General features: G+C 65.4%; 13 protein-coding genes. 5 read left to right on the forward strand and 8 right to left on the reverse strand.

Going from position 1 to position 17689, the window contains the following annotated elements:
* Position 1 precedes the first annotated feature (1 nt).
* From TMZ1T_RS21790 to TMZ1T_RS10290, 6 genes are all read right to left on the reverse strand, one after another.
* Positions 2-2737, reverse strand: coding sequence for a UDP-N-acetylglucosamine--LPS N-acetylglucosamine transferase (locus TMZ1T_RS21790; RefSeq protein WP_012585337.1), 2736 nt, complete (start codon positions 2735-2737; stop codon positions 2-4).
* Entirely contained in the window at positions 2734-4479 is a 1746-nt protein-coding gene (locus tag TMZ1T_RS10270) for an ABC1 kinase family protein (protein ID WP_012585338.1), read from the reverse strand. The genes TMZ1T_RS21790 and TMZ1T_RS10270 overlap by 4 nt, the downstream gene beginning before the upstream one ends.
* Positions 4480-4488: 9 nt before the next feature.
* Positions 4489-5976 (reverse strand): efflux transporter outer membrane subunit, encoded by a 1488-nt coding sequence (locus tag TMZ1T_RS10275; RefSeq protein ID WP_012585339.1) that lies wholly within the window; start codon positions 5974-5976, stop codon positions 4489-4491.
* Positions 5969-9277: an efflux RND transporter permease subunit gene (locus TMZ1T_RS10280; RefSeq protein ID WP_012585340.1), complete on the reverse strand. Its 3309-nt coding sequence runs from the start codon at positions 9275-9277 to the stop codon at positions 5969-5971. Before TMZ1T_RS10280 ends, TMZ1T_RS10275 begins: the two co-directional genes overlap by 8 nt.
* Positions 9274-10335 (reverse strand): efflux RND transporter periplasmic adaptor subunit, encoded by a 1062-nt coding sequence (locus TMZ1T_RS10285; protein ID WP_012585341.1) that lies wholly within the window; start codon positions 10333-10335, stop codon positions 9274-9276. The genes TMZ1T_RS10280 and TMZ1T_RS10285 overlap by 4 nt, the downstream gene beginning before the upstream one ends.
* A gap of 283 nt (positions 10336-10618) precedes the next feature.
* On the reverse strand, positions 10619-11185 hold the full coding sequence (locus TMZ1T_RS10290; protein WP_455431903.1) for a DUF3363 domain-containing protein: 567 nt from the start codon (positions 11183-11185) through the stop codon (positions 10619-10621).
* Positions 11186-11216: 31 nt separating this feature from the next.
* Between TMZ1T_RS10290 and TMZ1T_RS10295 the strand changes: the two genes are divergently transcribed.
* The 5 genes from TMZ1T_RS10295 (at position 11217) to TMZ1T_RS10315 (ending at position 15208) form a co-directional block, all read left to right on the forward strand.
* Positions 11217-11561, forward strand: a complete 345-nt coding sequence (locus tag TMZ1T_RS10295; RefSeq protein WP_041589647.1) for an MMPL family transporter — start codon at positions 11217-11219, stop codon at positions 11559-11561.
* A 51-nt stretch (positions 11562-11612) separates the two neighbouring features.
* Positions 11613-12395, forward strand: a complete 783-nt coding sequence (gene dmpE / locus TMZ1T_RS10300) for a 2-oxopent-4-enoate hydratase (RefSeq protein ID WP_041589648.1) — start codon at positions 11613-11615, stop codon at positions 12393-12395.
* Positions 12396-12519: 124 nt separating this feature from the next.
* Positions 12520-13443: an acetaldehyde dehydrogenase (acetylating) gene (locus tag TMZ1T_RS10305; protein ID WP_012585343.1), complete on the forward strand. Its 924-nt coding sequence runs from the start codon at positions 12520-12522 to the stop codon at positions 13441-13443.
* 26 nt (positions 13444-13469) lie between these two features.
* Complete coding sequence (gene dmpG, locus TMZ1T_RS10310) at positions 13470-14507, forward strand: 4-hydroxy-2-oxovalerate aldolase (RefSeq protein WP_012585344.1); 1038 nt, start codon at positions 13470-13472, stop codon at positions 14505-14507.
* Positions 14508-14764: 257 nt separating this feature from the next.
* A complete protein-coding gene (locus tag TMZ1T_RS10315) occupies positions 14765-15208 on the forward strand; it encodes a bacteriohemerythrin (RefSeq protein WP_004254645.1) in 444 nt (147 codons plus the stop codon).
* Positions 15209-15418: 210 nt separating this feature from the next.
* Here TMZ1T_RS10315 and TMZ1T_RS10320 read toward each other — a convergent pair whose 3' ends face one another.
* A complete protein-coding gene (locus TMZ1T_RS10320; protein WP_012585345.1) occupies positions 15419-16567 on the reverse strand; it encodes a flavin monoamine oxidase family protein in 1149 nt (382 codons plus the stop codon).
* Positions 16567-17235, reverse strand: coding sequence for a cupin domain-containing protein (locus TMZ1T_RS10325; protein ID WP_012585346.1), 669 nt, complete (start codon positions 17233-17235; stop codon positions 16567-16569). Before TMZ1T_RS10325 ends, TMZ1T_RS10320 begins: the two co-directional genes overlap by 1 nt.
* Between the last annotated feature and the right edge of the window lie 454 nt (positions 17236-17689).

A 17689-nucleotide genomic window follows, 5' to 3' on the forward strand; every position in this document is an offset into this window, starting at 1 on the left:
TTCAATGGTAATGGAATTGCGAAAAATCGGGTGCCTCATGGTCAGTGGCAACGGTCATAGGGGTCTCAAGCCGATGAGGGACGTCGCCTGGCTGATCCGAAGCTCCTTTGAGGGCTTCGCCGCCTGGACCCAGACCTACCAGGCTGACAGCCTCCTGGAAGCCCTGAATGGGTTTTTCCAGGCCACCAAGCGTCAAGCGCGTGGCCGGATCGGCTTCAAGAGGATGTGCACCGTGCTCTTTCGCATCGCCGTTGGGCTCGACTTCGCCCGAATCAATCCGCATGCCGCTGAACCCCTTCACCCCCCTGCTGCGAGGGTGCGACCGCGCACCGGTGCGAGCGAGTGCCGCCATCCTGTGCCACCAGGCGGGCAGGAGCGCCCACGAAGGACCGGCGGGCACGAGTTCACGTCCGAGCGCCGACTCGAACGCCCGAAGCCGCGCAAGGTATGACCGCACACGGCGCGACTCCAAACGCTGCGGGTCAATCCGCCCGTAGTCCTCCACGAGCCGGGTGAACAGCGCGCGCAGGCGATCGGTGCGGGGACGCACATCATCTTCCACATGTTCGGTGGCGAGCCGGGCGAGCTGGAGCCCGCGGCCGACGAGACGGTGGAACTCGTGCGCGGCGGGAAAGCTGCCCAGGCGTTCGATCCGCCTGAGCGGCAGTTTCACGCATACCGCGAGCAGGCGCCGCAGATCGGCGAGGATGGCCTGCTCCAGCGCCAAATGAGGACGGCCGGTCAAGGAGGAGTCCGCAGATTCCGAAGCTGGCCAGCATGCCCGCAGGTCCTCCACGTAGAGCCGCCGGTCGCCGAAATAACCAGTGACCTGCCGGGTCGCTGCCTGCTCAAGCGCATCCCGCGGTGCATCGCTCAGGACGCGCGCCATCGAGCGCAATGGCTGCCCGACCGACAGCGGAAAACGGGAGAAGCGGTAGCTTGCCTGCGTTCCAGGCAGCAATCGGTAGGCCACCAGTTCTTCCCGCAAGGAAGTATCGGCCTCGAAGTGCGCCCGCATCCGCTCGAACAAATCCAGCGGCATGCTCGGCAGACCCGCCCGGTCGTACAAGGAGCGGTCGTCGTAGCCACCGGCGGCGAGAATTCGCGCAACCACGTCGGCGCAATTGAGATCGCTCCTGCTCCAGCGCAGGCTTGCGTCCCGGAATCCGTTTTCGATGCGGTGGGCCTCGACCACCATCGCCGCACGGCGCTCGGCGGGAATGCCTTGGACCCGCAGCCCGAGCGTCTCACGGCCATAGGCCATGCCGTAGGTGTTGGTGTGAACTTGCGAACGGGACGGACGATGGATGCCGTACAGGTAGTCCGCCAGGCTCACGTGCTGCAGGAAGTTCGGGTCGACGGACGGGTCCGCGATGTAGTTCGCGCTGTAGACGGTGTCGCCGATGCGCACGGCAAGATGCCCGAACGGGTTTTCGAGAACGACCCGTTGCGGCGTTTTGGACGTGGCGTAGGACAACAGCAGCTCGACCTCTGCCGGTGCTTCGGAATCCAGTTGCGCCAGCGCCTGATCGATGCCCTGGACGGGCGCGCCGTTCTCGACGCCATAGCCGGGCAGCGGGCGGCCTGGCCGGAAGCCATCGTCCAGCGCAAACCGCACGATGCTCGCGATGTCGATGCCCTGCCGGAACTCCTGCTGGGCTCGCAGCATGGCCTCGCGCTCGGCAGGGTCGCCCAGCAGTTCCATCACGGATCTGCCCGCATCGTCGGCGCTGGCCGCGAACCGGGCCAGGCCCTGGCGCTGGAACAGCGCGGCGTTTTCGCGTTCATGGCCGCTGATCACGTCGAGCAGCACGGTCGGCACCCCGAGGGCAAAAGCCTCTGCGGGCGTCATCCCGCCGGCCTTGGTGACCAGGATGTCGGTGGCTGCCATGCACGACGCCATCTCGCTGCGCGGCAGCAGCCCCAGCGGCTTCAACGTCACCGTGTCCGGCAGCCTTTCGCGCAGATCGGCAAGCGCCTCGTATTGCCGCGTATTCGTGCCGCACACCGCGATGATCTGCAGGCGGCCCGGGCAGCGGCGAACGATGCTTTCGACGACCCCCAGATAGTCGCCCGCCCCTTCCTTGCCGCCGGTCAGCAGCAGGGTCGGCACGTCCACCGACAGCCCTAGGCCCTGGAGCGTGGCACGGCGGGCGTCGGCGGATGCCGCGGAAATAGGCACCGGCATGCCACTGGTAACGACTTTGTCGGCCGGAACGCCCGCGGCCAGCCAGCGCGTTTCCAGTTCCGGGTGGGCAAGAAAGGTACGGTCGATCCGCTTGGAGATGCGTGGGAAATAGCCCTCGAAGAAGTCCGTGTGCAGCCAGCCGATTCTCGTGTCGGACAGCAGTCCTTTTTCCCGCAATGTTCCCAGCACCTGGGCTGCCCCGTAGTGGGTGGCGAGAACGGCATCCGGCCGCTGCGCGGTCAAGTAGGCCGATACGCTCTCTTCCGGATAGTCATTGGGCAGCATCGACAGCGAGGCCACACGACTACCGCGCGCCTGCATCGCACGGAACAGACTATCGAAGCACGCTGGCAGATTGTTGGCTACGAACCAGTACAGGCGCTCGTCAACCCGTCGCCACACCGGATGCATGAACGTACGGATGTCCTGCAGCAGCACCCGGGTCGCCGGAGATCGCCGCCGTATCTCGTCCTGAATGGATTGCGCGGCACTGATGTGTCCGTATCCGATGGAGGAATAGAAGATGACGACCTTCCCGATGCTGCTCATCGTCCTCTCCCGCTGCGCAGAATGGAAAGCAGAAGCCATAGGCTGCCGGCCACCGCGCCCAGGAATCCGAGAAGGCCGAAAACCGGTAACCCCAGAAGCGTCGGTCCTCCCGACACGGTCATGACGATGGACGAGCCGACGATGAGCGCGGCGACGACGATCCCGATCACCAGGCGGTTGGCGGCATTGTCGAGTTGATCGCCGACCCGTCTCAGATGGGTGACGTCGATGTGTACTTCGAGACGGCCTCGGCGGACGGCTCGCAACAGCCGGGAGATGTCCTGGGGCAAGCCAGCCAGCAACGAGAAGATGTCACCGGCCGCCCGCCGCCCCCGTCTGAGCAGCGTTGCCGGGGAGTAGCGCGCGTGCATGGCACGCTCCAGCAGCGGCAGTACCTGGTTGGCCATGTCGAAGCCGGGATCGAGTTCGCGGCCCAAGCCTTCCAGTGTGACGAAGGCTTTTATCAGCAAGGACAGATCGTTAGGCAGGACAAGGTGGTGTTGGCGCGGGATCGCTACGAGGTCGGACAACATTGCGCTCAACCGCAGTTGCTTCAGCGGCACGCCGTGGTAGCGATCGATGAAAGACTGGACTTCCAACAACAGATCCTGCTCATTTGCCACACCGTCGCTCGTCCATTCGAGCATGACGTCGACGACGCTGCGGGCGTCGTTCCTCACCAGCCCCAGCAGCAGGCGGATCAACTGGTCGCGGCGTTCCTCCTCCAGCCTGCCAACCATGCCAAAGTCGATGAAGGCGATTCGATTGCCCGGCAAATAGAACACGTTGCCCGGATGGGGGTCAGCGTGAAACACCCCGTCCTCGACGATCATCTTCAGTACGGCATTGGCGCCACGCCGTGCGAGCATCTTGCGGTCCAGGCCAGCCTGATCTACGGCCTGAAGCCTGCGCCCGGAAATACCACCAATGAATTCCTGTACGCAGACCCGCTCGCCGGTCCACTGCCAATACACGCGGGGAATGACGATGATGGGATGTGCGCCATCCGCGTCCGGCTTCTCCTCGCCCGGGACGACAGGAGGCGAGTCCTGATCGGTATAACCGGTGAAGTTCTCGGCGATGCGTTCGGCATTGCGGCATTCGCCGGCGAAATCGAGTTCATTGCGCAGCGACTGGCCGAACTGGCGCACCATCTCGCGCGGATGCAGGACGCGCCATTCCGCGCGCTCCGTCTCGGCGAGTTCGGCCAAGCGCGCAAGCCAGCGCAGATCGGCTTCCAGAATGGGCCGAATGCCGGGCCTGCGCACCTTGACCACGACTTCGCCGCCATCTTCGAGACGCGCCCGATGCACCTGCGCAATGGAAGCGGCCGCCAAGGGCTCGGGATCGAAGGCCGCGAAGATTTCCTCGGGTGGCGCGCCGAGGTCTTCGGTGAGCTGCTGATGTACGGCTGCCCAGGGAGCGGGCGGTGCGCTGTCCTGCAACTTCCCGAATTCGGCGGTCCACTCGGGTTCGAGTAGATCGACCCGGGTAGCGAGCACCTGGCCGAGTTTGACGAAAGTCGGCCCCATTTCCTCCAGCGCCCGCCGCACTCGTTCAGGGGGCGTCATGTGGGCGAAGTCTGTCGCTTCGTTCCAGTGCAGTGCCGTCCCCGCCCGCTCCAAGACGTTGGACAGCCCCATCCGGCGCACCATGTCGCCAAACCCGTAGCGGACTAGGATCGAGGCGATTTCGTGCAAGCGCCGTAGATCACGCATCGCGGTCAGTGCCTGCCAGAACATTGCGTTTCCTCATCTTTTCGGGGGCTGGTTCGTGTCACCGCCCAGCGCCGCGTACAGCCCGATTTGGCTTGACAAGGCCGCCCTGCGTACCTGCACCAGTTGCTGCTCGACGGCAAGCAGGTCGCGCTCGGCGTCCAGTACCTCCAGGTGCGCCGCCGAGCCAGCATCGAACAGCATCCGCGCCAGTTTCAAACGCTCGCTCTGCTCGGCGTGCGCCTGGCGCGCCACGACGAGCTGCTCGGTGAGCTTCTGCCTTGCGGCCAGGGCATCGGAAACGTCGCGAAATGCTGCCTGGATCGCGCGTTCGTATTCGGCAATGGCAATGTCACGCCGCACGACGCTAACGTCGAGATTGGCCTGTCGCATACCGGCATCGAAGATCGGTAGTTCGATCGTCGGCTGGAACAACCATGCCCGGGTGCCCGACGAAAACAGGTCGCTCAGGCTGGTGCTGACCGAGCCGGCGCCGCCAGTCAGTGCGATGCGTGGGAAGAACGCGGCGCGCGCCGCACCGATGTTGGCCTGGCGCGCCCGCAGCGCATGCTCGGCGGCCAGGATGTCCGGGCGGTTCGCCAGCAGGTCCGATGGCAGCCCGGGCCTCAGTTCGGGCATGACCAGGGCTTCATCCATCGGGGCCGATGGCGGCGGCAATTGGGGGTCGCTGCCGAGCAGTAGCGCCAGGGAATTGCGCTGCTGTTCGCGCTGTAATTCGAGCTGCACCTGTAGGGCTTTGCCCTGGCTGAGCAGGGTACGCACCTGGGTCAGTTCGAGCCGGGAGCCATGGCCCAGCTCCAAGCGCTTCTGGAAGATTCGTTCCAGTTCTTGCTGGTTTTCAACGGTGCGCCTTGCCAGCGCGATGCGCTCGTCGAGTTCGCGCAGGCCCAGGTAGGCATCGGCGACCTGGGCGACCAGCGCCAACTCCACGGCGCGGTGGCCCTGCTCGGTGGCCAGCCATTGCTCCAATGCGGCGGTCTTCATGCTGCGTACGCGGCCCCACAGGTCCAACTCCCAACTGCTGATGCCCACGGAGGCTACGTTGACCTCCAGGACCGAGCGGCCCGCCAGCGGCTGTAGCCCATCGGGCAGGCCAGTGCGGATTTGCTGCGCCCCCACGCCGACCATTGGCGCCTGCTGCGCACGCTGGATGCGGAAGGCGGCGCGCGCCTCCTCGGTGCGCAGCACCGCCACGCGCAGATCGCGGTTGTTTTCCAGCGCGGTCTCGATCAGCGCCTGCAAGGCCGGGTCGGTGAAGTACTCGCGCCACGCCAGGTCAGCCGCGGCCGCAACGCCCGGCGTGTCGGGCTGCGTCCGCCAGTTCGATGCGACGGGGAGCGCTATGGGATCGAGCGCGGGTGCCAGTGAGGCGCAACCGCTCAGCATCGCCAGCACCGCCACCGCCAGCGTGCCGACGAGCCGATGGCGGGCCGATGGGCCGGTCTCATGGCCTGGGCGGGCCTGGCGACTGCGAGGGGATGTACCGCGGTCATTCTCATGCATGGTCTGCTCCTGTGGCCGCCGGGGTTGCATGGCGCTTCGCATGCAGCTCGTAGAGCAGCGGTACGACGAACACGGTCAGCGCAGTCGAGACCAGCGTGCCGAAGATCAGCGAGACGGCTAGGCCCCCGAAGACCGGGTCGGTCACCATGACGGCCGAGCCGAAGATGATCGCCAGCATCGTCAGCAGGATGGGCCGCAGACGCACCGCGCCGGCCTGGCGCACGGCCTCCCTCAGCGGCATGCCGTGGCGGATGTTGTCCTGGATGAAGTCGATGATCAGCAGCGAGTTGCGGATCACCACCCCCGCCAGCGCGATGATGCCGACCATGGATGTCGCGGAGAAATCCATGCCGACTAGCCAGTGCCCAGGAAAGATGCCGATGATGCCGAGCGGCACGGCCGACATGGCCACCAGCGGAACGATGAACGAGCGGTAGTAGGCGACCAGCGCGAAATAGATGATGAGCAGGGCGCCGCTGAGGGAGAGGGAGAGATCCCGGTACACGTCCAGCGTCATGCGTATCTCGCCGCCCCACAGCAACTGGTAGCCGTCGATGGTGTCGGGCACGTCCTCCTTGAAGCGCAGGTTGCCGGTGCGCAGCGGACGTCCGTCCGGCGCGGTGATGCCGTGCAAGCGCCGCTGCAGGTCGAGCACGGCGTACAGCGGCACCGAGTCCGACATTTCCGCGCCGACGAAGGTGACCTTCTCGTTGTCGCGGTGCAGGATGGGGCGATCGACCGATGCGGGGACCACTTTGACCAACTCCACCAGCGGCACGGGCTGGCCGGCGGCGTTGTCCACGAATACCCGGTCGAGCCGGGCGGGATCGACCTCGAAGCGGCGCGGCACGAAGGCCCTGACTGGCACCGGCAGTTTCTCGTCCGGCAGGTGGGCGCGGCCGAGGATGGTGCCGCCGTAGACCAGCGTCAGCGCCTCGGCAATCTGCGCAGTCGAGACGCCGGAGAGCGCGGCCTTGTCCTTGTCCGGCACGATGCGGTGCTCCCGCACATCTTCTGGTTCGGTGTCGGTGATGTCGACGATGTCGTAGGTCTGTGCGAAGGCCCCGCGTACCTGGGCCGACAGCGCGCGCAGGCCCTCGGCGTCGGGGCCGTAGATTTCCGCCAAAACGGTCGAGCGCAGCGGCGGACCCGGCGGCTGCTCCACCAGTGCCACCTCGGCACCGGGCCAGGCTGTGCGAATGGACTCCACCAGGGGACGCAGTTTGCGCACGATGTCGATGGAGCTTTCCTTGCGGTGACGCTTGTCGATGAGGTTGACGCGGATTTCCGCGACGTGGTTGCCAGCACGCACGGAGGTGCCCTTGAATAGACCGTTGAAGTCGGCCACACCTGCCTGGCCGACCCAAGTCTGGTAGTTGAGCACGTGCGGTTCCTGTGCCAGCACCGTGGTGATCTGGCGTACCAGGCGATCGGTGTCTTCCACCGGCGTGGTTTCCGGCATCGAAACCACCACGTTGAAAGTATTCTGGTCATCCTTGGGCAGAAAGCCGATCGGCACGCCCAGCGCGGACACAGCCCCGCCCACGCCCGCCGGACGGACGAACTGCCAGGCGCCTTGCATCAGCGAGACCGTCATCAGCAACAGCACCGCCAGACCGAAGCCGATGCGCACGTTTCTGCGCTGCTGTAGAGGGCCGAACAGGCGCAGGTAGAGGCGTTCGATCCGCCCCGGTGCGCCATGACCATGGGACTGTTGCCCGTGCTCTGATTCTTCCTGCTGGATGTCGTGGCGATGAAGCCAGCGATTGGATGCCCACGGCACGACGATGTAGGCCACCACGATGGAAGCGGCCATGGCGACCGGCACAGTGACCGCCACCGGGAAAAAATACTGGCGCGGCATGCCGGTCAGGGCCAGTAGCAGGGTGATGAAGACCAGCATCACCGCGAAGGTGGCCAAGTTGGTGGCGTTGCCGATCTCGTTGGTCGCCAGCACGGTTTCCGCCTCCTTGTCCGCCTTCGGTTTGCGGCTGGCGTAGTGGCGGTGGATGTTTTCGATGACCACGATGGCGGCATCCACCAGCAGCCCCAGCGCCAGGATCAGCGCGAACAGCGTGACGCGGTTGATGGTGACGCCGCCCAGCAGGTTGGCCGCCAGCGTGATGCCCATGATCAACGGCACCGTGATCATCACGATCAACGCCTCGCGCCAGCCCAGGAAGAGGATCAGCACCAGGCCCACGGTGACTAGGGCGATCGCCAAGTGTTCCAGCAGCAGGTTGACCGCGTCGTCGGCTTTCTGGCCGTCGTTGCGCGTCACCACGACCTGGATGTCCTGGGGCACGAAGGTGGCCTGCATGCGCTGCATGCGGTCGATCACTGCATTGGCGACCACCACGGCATTGGTGCCCTTCTTTTTGGCCACAGCGATGGTGACGGCGGGCAGGTCTGTGGCATCGGCCGTGCCAAAGCGTGGATAGCCGGGACCGAAGGAGAGGCGGCTGGCCGTGGCCGGCTCCGACGGCGGGCCGTCGGTGACGGTGGCCACGTCGCGCACGTAAACCGGCCGCTTGTCGCGCACGGCGATGAGCTGGTTACGCACATCCTCGGCCGAGGTATAGGCCGCATCCAGCTTGATGGCTTGTATCTGACCGTCACGTACGGTGGGCTGCAGTGGCAACGTCAGGTTGCTGGTTGGGAAGGCCGCTCGGGCTTGGCCGAGGGTCACGCCGTAAGCCTGTAGGCGATCGGGGTCCAGTTCGATGGTGATTTCGCGGTGCTGCCCGCCGCGCAAGGAAACCACCGAGACGTTTTCGGTACTGCGCAGGCGCTCGGCCATGCGTTCGGCCATGCGGTTGAGCGCGTAGTCATCGTATTTCGACGAAGCCAGCGTGAAGGTGACGATCGGCACGTCGTCCGCGTCGACGCTTTGCACCAATGGCGTCGTGGCATCGGCAGGCAGCCAGGCACGGCTGGCCATCACGCGGTCATAGAGCTTGACCAGCGACTGCTCCTTGGATTCACCGACCTTGAATTGCACCTGAACGATTCCCTGTGAGTTGCGGGAAGTGCTCTCAATGTGATCAACGCCGGGCAGTTCGCTCAGGATGCCTTCGAGCGGAGTAACCACCAGCGATTCGACCTCCGCGGCCGAGGCACCGGGCAGGCCGACCACCACGGCGGCGGCGGGCACGATGATCTGCGGGTTCTCCTCGCGCGGGGTCTGCAGCACCGCCACGACACCCATCAACGCCACGGCGATGATGAAGACCAGCGTGAGCTTGGAGGTGATGAAGTGCTTCGCGAGAAAACCCGCGAAGTTCAGGCGCCGCGACGTCATCGCGCGCCCCCGACGACCTGGATCGGCATGCCGTCATGGACGGTGTCGGCGACGCTGGCGAGGATGGTTTCTCCGTCCGACAGGCCGGCGGTCACCTCCACCACATCGCCCAGGCGCTGACCGGTGCGCAGCCATCGAAAACGCGCCACGCCGTCCTGGAGCACGAACACGCCGTCCAAGCCACCGCGTCGCACAAGGGCCGCACGCGGCACCGTGACGGCCTGTTTCTCGTCCAGCAGGATTTCGAGGCGGCCGAACATTCCCGGTAGCAGGCGCGCGTCCCGCGGCAGCACGATGTCCACCTCGTAGCGACGGGTCACGCCATCGCCCGATGGCACCACGCCCCGAACCCGTCCCTTGAAGCGCTCATCGCCCAGCGCGTCGATGCGCACGGGAATCGAGTCGCCGGACTTGATTGCCGCCAGGCTGCGCTCGGGCACGAACGCTTTGAACAGCAAGACCTCGCGCGACTCCACCGTCATCAGCGACGCGCCGGGAGTTGCCATTTCGCCGCTGCGCCGGGCCACTGAGACGACTACGCCGTCCACCGGACTGGTGATGGCCACGTAGTTGCGCTGCGCCTGTGCCGCCGCCAACGCCGACTGCGCTTGTTCCAGCGTCGCGCGGGTGGTTTCCTCCCGCACCTTGGACTTGCGCAGCGCATCGGCCGAGATCGCGCCAGCCGGCACCAGTTGCGCGTTCTGATTCACGTCGTGCTGCGCATCCCGCCAAGCCTCCTGGGCGGCCTGCACGCCGGCGCGTGCCTGTGCGATGGCCGCGTCGATGTCGGAGGCGTCGATGCGCAACAGCAGGTCGCCGCGCCTGACCGCCTGGCCCTCGCGAACATCGAGTTGGCGAATGAATCCGGTCACGCGCGAAGCCACGTCGATGCGTCCATCAGAGACGACGTTGCCAGTCACATCGTTGGTAACAGGCAATCGTGCCTGCCGTACCACGGCAACTTCTGCAGCGACTGGCGTGGATGCGGATCGAGGCGAGCTTGAGCCATCCGTGCAGGCAGCGAGCAGAAATACGCATATGGACAGCACAGCCGCCATGCACGCCTGCGTGCCCCCACCTGTGATCTGCGTGTCAGCCTCCCAGACCGACGGTACGGGTCTATGGAGACCGAGCGCATAGGTAGTCAAGCGGTTCATGAGCATCTCGGAGTCTTGGTCATGTCAGATTCTAAACAAGTTCGTACGATCGAACTATATTTTATCGAATAATTTAGTCAAGTGCAGAACGAGCGGATGACCTCCGTGCGCGCTCGATGCTTTCTTGATCGGAACGTGTGCAAGCCTTCCGTATCGTGTTGCGAAAAACGTTTTGTTCACCGCCTCAACTGATAGCAGGCCCGCGTGTACGCCCAATCTCCCAAGACACCCCGCCACCGCGCACTGTGGCCGCGAGCTGCTGACCCAGCCGCTGTTCTATCACTGGCTTCCACGGCACCAGGCTGAACCCCATGCCGTCATCGAGCATCGCGTAGCGCCCGCTGGCGAGCATGACGGAGCGCCTGTAGATGCCTGCCGCGCGCTGGCCGTCGGCCACCGGGCGATGCTCCAGGCCGGTTTCGGCCGCAATGTCCTTGGCGGCCTGCGCCAGTTCCCGGTTGCGCAGCGTGCCCAGCAGGTTGCGCGCCAGGATCACGCGCTGGCCACGCCGCTCGGCCAGCCCCTGTTCGGCCAGGAAGTCGGCGCGCTGCTGCATGGCCTGCTTGGCGTCGCCACCAAAGCCCAGGTCGCCCAGGCCCGAGCCGCCACCGATCAACTGCTGGTCGAGCCAGGTGGAACCGATCACGCGGGCCTGCCGCTCGATGGGCAAGTGCGATTTCAGTTCCACAGCCACGCCGCCCAGGCGCTGCGCGTCGTACTGGCGGCCACGCTCGGCCAGGTCGTCCGGCACCTTCCATAGCCCTTCCGCCACGCGCTCCACAATGCCGGCCCGGCGCAGGGCTTCCAGCCGGCTCTACAACAAGCTCGAGTATTACCTGGAGAAGGGACTGGCCCTCAAGGAAGCCTATCTGGAGACGCTGAAGACAACCGGCGCGGCGGTGGCGTTGACCGGAGTCATGCTTGCCCTGGGTGTGGCGACATGGATTTTCTCAGAGATCAAGTTCCAGGCGGATATGGGCCTGTTACTGACCTTCATGTTCTTGTGGAACATGTTTGGGGCGGTCGTGATGATTCCCGCGCTTGCGTCCTTGCTGATTGGGGACCGAGGCAATTGCTCCTCCAAGGTTCATCTCAAGCAGGGTAGTGCCCAAGTAAGCGGGGCGTGATGAGTTCGCATCGAAAAATCCCGAAACTGCAATGTAGGTAATGAAAACATGATGAATAACTCCTTGGTCAATGACGCCGCCGAGTTGCTTTACGCAGCGCTACGCAAGGGCGAAGTGGTCGATCCCTTGACCTCCCATCATCCAGACGTGACGGTCGACGATGCCTACGCCATCCAGCAGCAGCTGATGGCCCGCCGTCTGCGGGACGGCGAGCGCATCATCGGCAAGAAGATCGGCGTGACCTCGCAGGCAGTCATGAACATGCTCGGCGTGAATCAGCCCGATTTCGGCATACTGACCGATGCAATGGTGTTCAACTCGGGCGACCCGATTCCGGCGTCCTCGCTGATCCAACCCAAGGCCGAAGGCGAGATCGCTTTCGTGCTCAAGCACGATCTGATGGGGCCAGGCGTGACAGCGGCGGATGTCCTGCGCGCCACCGAAGGCGTGATGGCCTGCTTCGAGATCGTCGATTCGCGCATCCGCGACTGGAAGATCAAGATCCAGGACACCGTCGCGGACAACGCCTCCTGCGGCGTATTCGTACTGAGTTCCGCGCTCATCGACCCGCGCGACGTGGACCTGATCACCTGCGGCATGGTGCTCGAGAAGAACGGCGAGGTCGTAGTGACGGGCGCAGGTGCGGCGACGATGAACTCGCCGGTCAATGCTGTGGTGTGGTTGGCGAACACGCTCGGCCGACTGGGCATTGGCCTGAAGGCGGGCGAGATCATCCTGTCGGGGGCGCTTGGCGCCATGGTGCCCGTGAAGGCTGGCGACAACTTGCGCGTCACGATTGGCGGTATCGGAAGCTGCGCCGTGCGTTTCGTCTGAGCGCACGACAGCCTCCGACCCGTTTCTGCTTCCCGATTGCAGTCGCACGGCTCCTCTCTCTCCCTCTCCTCGTGGGGGGCCGTGCGGCCTGCATCCTCAAGTCATGCGTTTTCAGGAAGTCCTCATGAACAAGATCAAATGCGCCCTGATCGGTCCGGGCAACATCGGCACCGACCTGCTGTACAAGTTGAAGCGTAGCCCGGTGCTGGAGCCGGTGTGGATGGTGGGCATCGACGCCACCTCCGAAGGCCTGGCGCGTGCGCGCGAGATGGGCCTCAAGACTACCGCCGAGGGCGTCGACGGCCTGCTGCCGCATGTGGTCGCTGACGGCGTGCAGATCGCCTTCGACGCCACCTCGGCCTATGTCCATGCCGAGAACAGCCGCAAGCTGAACGAGCTGGGCGTGCTGATGATCGACCTCACCCCCGCGGCGATCGGCCCGTTCTGCGTGCCGCCGGTCAATCTCGCCGAGCACGTCGGCAAGGGCGAGATGAACGTGAACATGGTCACCTGCGGCGGCCAGGCCACGATCCCGATGGTCGCAGCGGTGTCGCGCGTGCAGCCGGTGGCCTATGGCGAGATCGTCGCCACCGTGTCGAGCAAATCGGCCGGTCCGGGCACGCGCAAGAACATCGACGAATTCACCCGTACCACTGCCGGTGCGGTCGAGAAGGTGGGCGGCGCCAAGAAGGGCAAGGCCATCATCATCCTGAACCCGGCCGAGCCGCCGCTGATCATGCGCGACACGGTGCACTGCCTGACCGAGACCGAGCCCGACCAGGCCGCGATCACCGAATCCATCCACGCCATGATCCGCGAAGTGCAGAAGTACGTCCCCGGCTACCGCCTCGTGAACGGCCCGGTGTTCGACGGCAACCGCGTCTCGGTCTTCCTGGAAGTCGAAGGCCTGGGCGACTACCTGCCCAAGTACGCCGGCAACCTCGACATCATGACCGCGGCCGGTGCGCGCACCGCCGAGATGTTCGCCGAGGAGATCCTCGCCGGGCGCCTGAAACTCGAATCCAACCGCGCCACGATGGTGGCCTGAGCGGCGACCAGACGAAGGAGATGAACATGGAACTTCGCGGCAAGAAGATCACCGTCCACGACATGACCCTGCGTGACGGCATGCACCCCAAGCGCCACCTGATGACGCTCGAGCAGATGAAGACCATCGCCGTCGGCCTGGACGAAGCGGGCATCCCGCTGATCGAGGTCACCCACGGCGATGGTCTGGGCGGCAGCTCGGTGAACTACGGCTTCCCCGCCCACAGCGACGAGGAATACCTCGGCGCGGTGATCCCGCTGATGAAGCAGGCCAAGGTCTCGGCGCTGCTGCTGCCGGGCATCGGCACCGTCGATCACCTGAAGATGGCGCACGAGATCGGGGTCTCCACCATCCGGGTGGCCACCCACTGCACCGAGGCCGACGTCTCCGAGCAGCACATCGGCATGGCCCGCAAGCTCGGCATGGACACCGTCGGCTTCCTGATGATGGCGCACATGAACAGCCCCGAAGGGCTCGTGAAGCAGGCCAAGCTCATGGAGAGCTACGGCGCCAACTGCATCTACGTCACCGACTCGGCCGGGCACCTGCTGCCCGACACGGTCAAGTCGCGCCTCAGTGCCGTGCGGGACGCGCTGAAACCGGAAACGGAACTGGGCTTTCACGGCCACCACAACCTCGCCATGGGCGTGGCCAACAGCCTCGCGGCGCTCGAAGTCGGCGCCACCCGTATCGACGCCGCCGCCGCCGGGCTGGGTGCCGGTGCGGGCAACACCCCGATGGAGGTCTTCATCGCGGTGTGCGACCTGATGGGAATCGAGACCGGCGTGGACGTGTTCAAGATCCAGGACGTGGCCGAGGACCTGGTGGTGCCGATCATGGACTTCCCGATCCGCATCGACCGCGACGCGCTCACGCTGGGCTATGCCGGGGTGTATGGCTCCTTCCTGCTGTTCGCCAAGCGGGCCGAGAAGAAGTACGGCGTGCCCGCGCGCGAGATCCTGGTCGAGATGGGCCGGCGCGGCATGGTCGGCGGGCAGGAGGACATGATCGAGGATACGGCGCTGAATCTGGCGCGGGCGAAGGGGATTGCTCCATCTGCATAACTAGGATTTGTGCGGATGATCGCGCTCAAGGTCGGATGCGACTTTCAGTGGAAATACCAGACCACTGGAGTGCATCTGGCCGAGAAGCGCTTGGCCGCGCCGAGATTGACTTCGCCTTGGCATACGATAATTTGTGACAGGGCACCGCAAGTGAGCATGTAGCGTTGTTCACCTGCATCGCAAATAGGACACCTAGCCCGGTAGGGTTGGGTGGCTGACGGCCGGGCAAGGAGCCTCGGCAATCATCGGAGACAGAAATGACGGAGGCGCATCCGGGATTCGACTGGACGGACCGGTACTCACTCGGTTACACGTCGATGGACGACACCCACCGCGAGTTCGTGACCCTGGTCGATGCGCTGCTGACGGCGCCGGACGCCGGACTGGCGCAAGCCCTGGACGCGTTTGCCGCGCATGCCGTGGCCCATTTCGAGCAGGAAGACGGCTGGATGAGAGGCACGGATTTTCCGGCCGCCGACTGCCACATCGACGAGCACGCCAAGGTGCTGGCCTCGGTGCGCGAAGTGCAGCAGGAGCTTGCCGCGGGCAATGCCGTCCTGGTGCGCGAGCTGGCACAGGCGCTGATGGACTGGTTCCCCGGCCATGCCGACTACATGGATTCGGCGCTCGCGCAGTGGATGGTCAAGCGCTCGCACGGCGGCGCGCCGCTGGTGTTCCGCCGCGATTCTGCCAAGGCCTGAGCCGGTGCGGCGTCGCGCTTTAGACGATCTCCCTCCCCGAAATCAGGATGTGCGTCGTGGTTGCCTCTCGCGCCGCAAGGCGCGGGGGTGATTTCGGGATTAGCCCGCCTCGGCGGGCTTCTTTTTGGACGGTGCTCAAAGGCGGATTGACCTTGAGGGGAAGAGCGAAATCAAAGTCGATGTAAGCACTGACTCGCGCCTGACGCGGCTTCACCTCTCGCTGAAGGGGGCCAGTTCGTCTTCCACGTCGGCCAGCATCGCGACCGCCAGGCTGGCCGCTTCGATAGCGCCCGCAACATAGCCCGGGAACTGCGGCGACCACTCGCTGGCGACCCCCATCAGCCGGCCGCACCAGGGACCACTCGCCGCCGCCGGAGGCGGCGCTTCCGCGTGATGGCCGACCGAATCCAGATCCGCCAGGGTCGCGGTGTATGACTCCAGCGCCCAGTCCTGGATGAACTCCCCGCGCGGCGCGGCTGCCTGTGGGCCGAAGAGACGCGCCAACTGGGTACGGCAAGCCTCTCGCAGCGCCGCCTCTGATACTTCCTTGCGCACCGCGGCCGGCACACCAAAGAACCCGAACAGGGCAGCGCTGCCCCCGGGGATCGACGCATCATGGATCTCGCCAAGCGGTCCGCAGGCACTCCGGGCTTCACCGGAGAGTCCTCGCTCGCGCCAGAACGGCGTGTCGTAGACCGCAAGATATTTGGCGTGCGGCGCCATCCAGGTCGGCGTTGCGCGCCATCGACGCGAAAGCACCTCCGGCAGGGCCGGCGAGAAGGCGATGCGCGTCTCGGCCAGCCGTGGCGGCAGCGCGAGCAGCACCTGCGCCGCGCGCCAGGTCGTCACGCGACCCCAGACCTCGACGCACTCCAACTCGACCCCCGCATCGGCGGCACGCAGCGCGCGCACCGAGTGACCGGTGAAGATCCGCGCCGGGTCCAACTGGTGGCGCAAGGCATCGGTCAGCGCCGCCATGCCGCCCATTAGCCTCATCGACGGCGGCGCACTCGCGTACCCTCGCATCCGTTCCGGCGCAGCATACAGCGAACGCTCCACCACCATGTCGCCGTCCTCGAACTGCGCGAAGCGCGCGAGGCCCAGCGCATCCACCAGTCGATCCAGCTGGCGCTGGTAGCCGGGCCAGAACCAGGACGGCCCGAGATCGAAGCGATTGACGGGTTCTCCTCCGCGATCAAGGGCGCCGCCCGGAGCCAGCACGGACCGGATGCGACCACCGAGCACCTCGCGCGCCTCAAGCAGCACGTAGTCCCGGAGGCCCCGCTGCTGCAACAGGTAGGCGGCGTACAGACCGCTCAAGCCACCGCCGACGATAGCGACATGCGTTGTCTGCAGCATCAGGCCACGCCCGTCACGTCGCGCAGATGGCCCGTCTTGAGGTAGAAGCTCGCGCCCTCGGCCGCGGCAACAAACTCGGGATAGGCCCCTGCGGGCAAGCGCACCCAGCTGCCACGCTCGTACGACTGGCCGCCCGCACGCAGCGCTCCCGCCAGCACCAACAGTTCTGCGCCATCCACCGGGTCGGGCAACACCGCCTGCCCGCCAGTCAAGCGTTGCAGGCACACCTGCTCCGCATCCGCCGAAAAGAGCTGGCAGATCTCGCGCTCGCCGTCGCGCCGCCACGACGCGGGATCGTTCGTGTCGATGCGCACGCAACGCGTCTCATGCCCGGGCATCTGCCACAGCTTGACGAAGATGACGGCGCCCTCGTCGCTGAACGGCCGGTGACCCGAGCCGGGGGGATTGCGCAGGTACCAGCCTGCAGGGTAGTGCCCGTCTTCATCGGAAAACGTGCCGGAAAGCACCAATATCTCCTCGCCGCCGGGATGCTGATGATGCGGGAATCGGGCCCCCGCGGCGTAGCGCACGATGCTGGTCGCCCGCGCGCGCTCCTCGCCCACGCGGTCCAGCATCACGCGCTCGACGCCGGCCTGCGGCGATGCAATCCACTTGTAATCCTTGAACGTAAGCGCAGCAGGGCGCGAGAAGTCTGCATTGATGAGCATGGGCAATCTTTAGTTTTGCTTTCGGACGGTCCTTGGAGGGGCCTAAGTCGTAGAGGTTTCCGGCCCGGGCCCCACATGCCATGCTGCCCCTCGAGGCGGATCATCAACGTCTCGATTGGGGGGCCACCTGCACGGGTACAAAGCCCCGCTCAGCCAATGCCGTGCGTTCAGCGCAGGTCGGTTTGTGCCGGCTCGGTGGCGCGATGCCGCGCTCGCGCATCCAGCGCGAATCTGGTTGGCGTTCAGGCCGTTGGCCAGCGCCAAACCAGCCATCTAGACGTGTTCGCGACACGCCGCGATCACCGACTGCTTGAAGGTTTCCGTATGCATGCGCCGACGCCGGCGCGGGATAGACACATCCATCGTCTCCACCATCAAAATTGATGGACACGATCTTCAATGGGCTAAGCGGCTGGGGGAAGGTGGGTTCGCCGGGTGCTTACGGAGCGAGGGG

Origin of the sequence: Thauera aminoaromatica, assembly GCF_000021765.1 — a bacterium.
Taxonomy (GTDB): domain Bacteria; phylum Pseudomonadota; class Gammaproteobacteria; order Burkholderiales; family Rhodocyclaceae; genus Thauera; species Thauera aminoaromatica.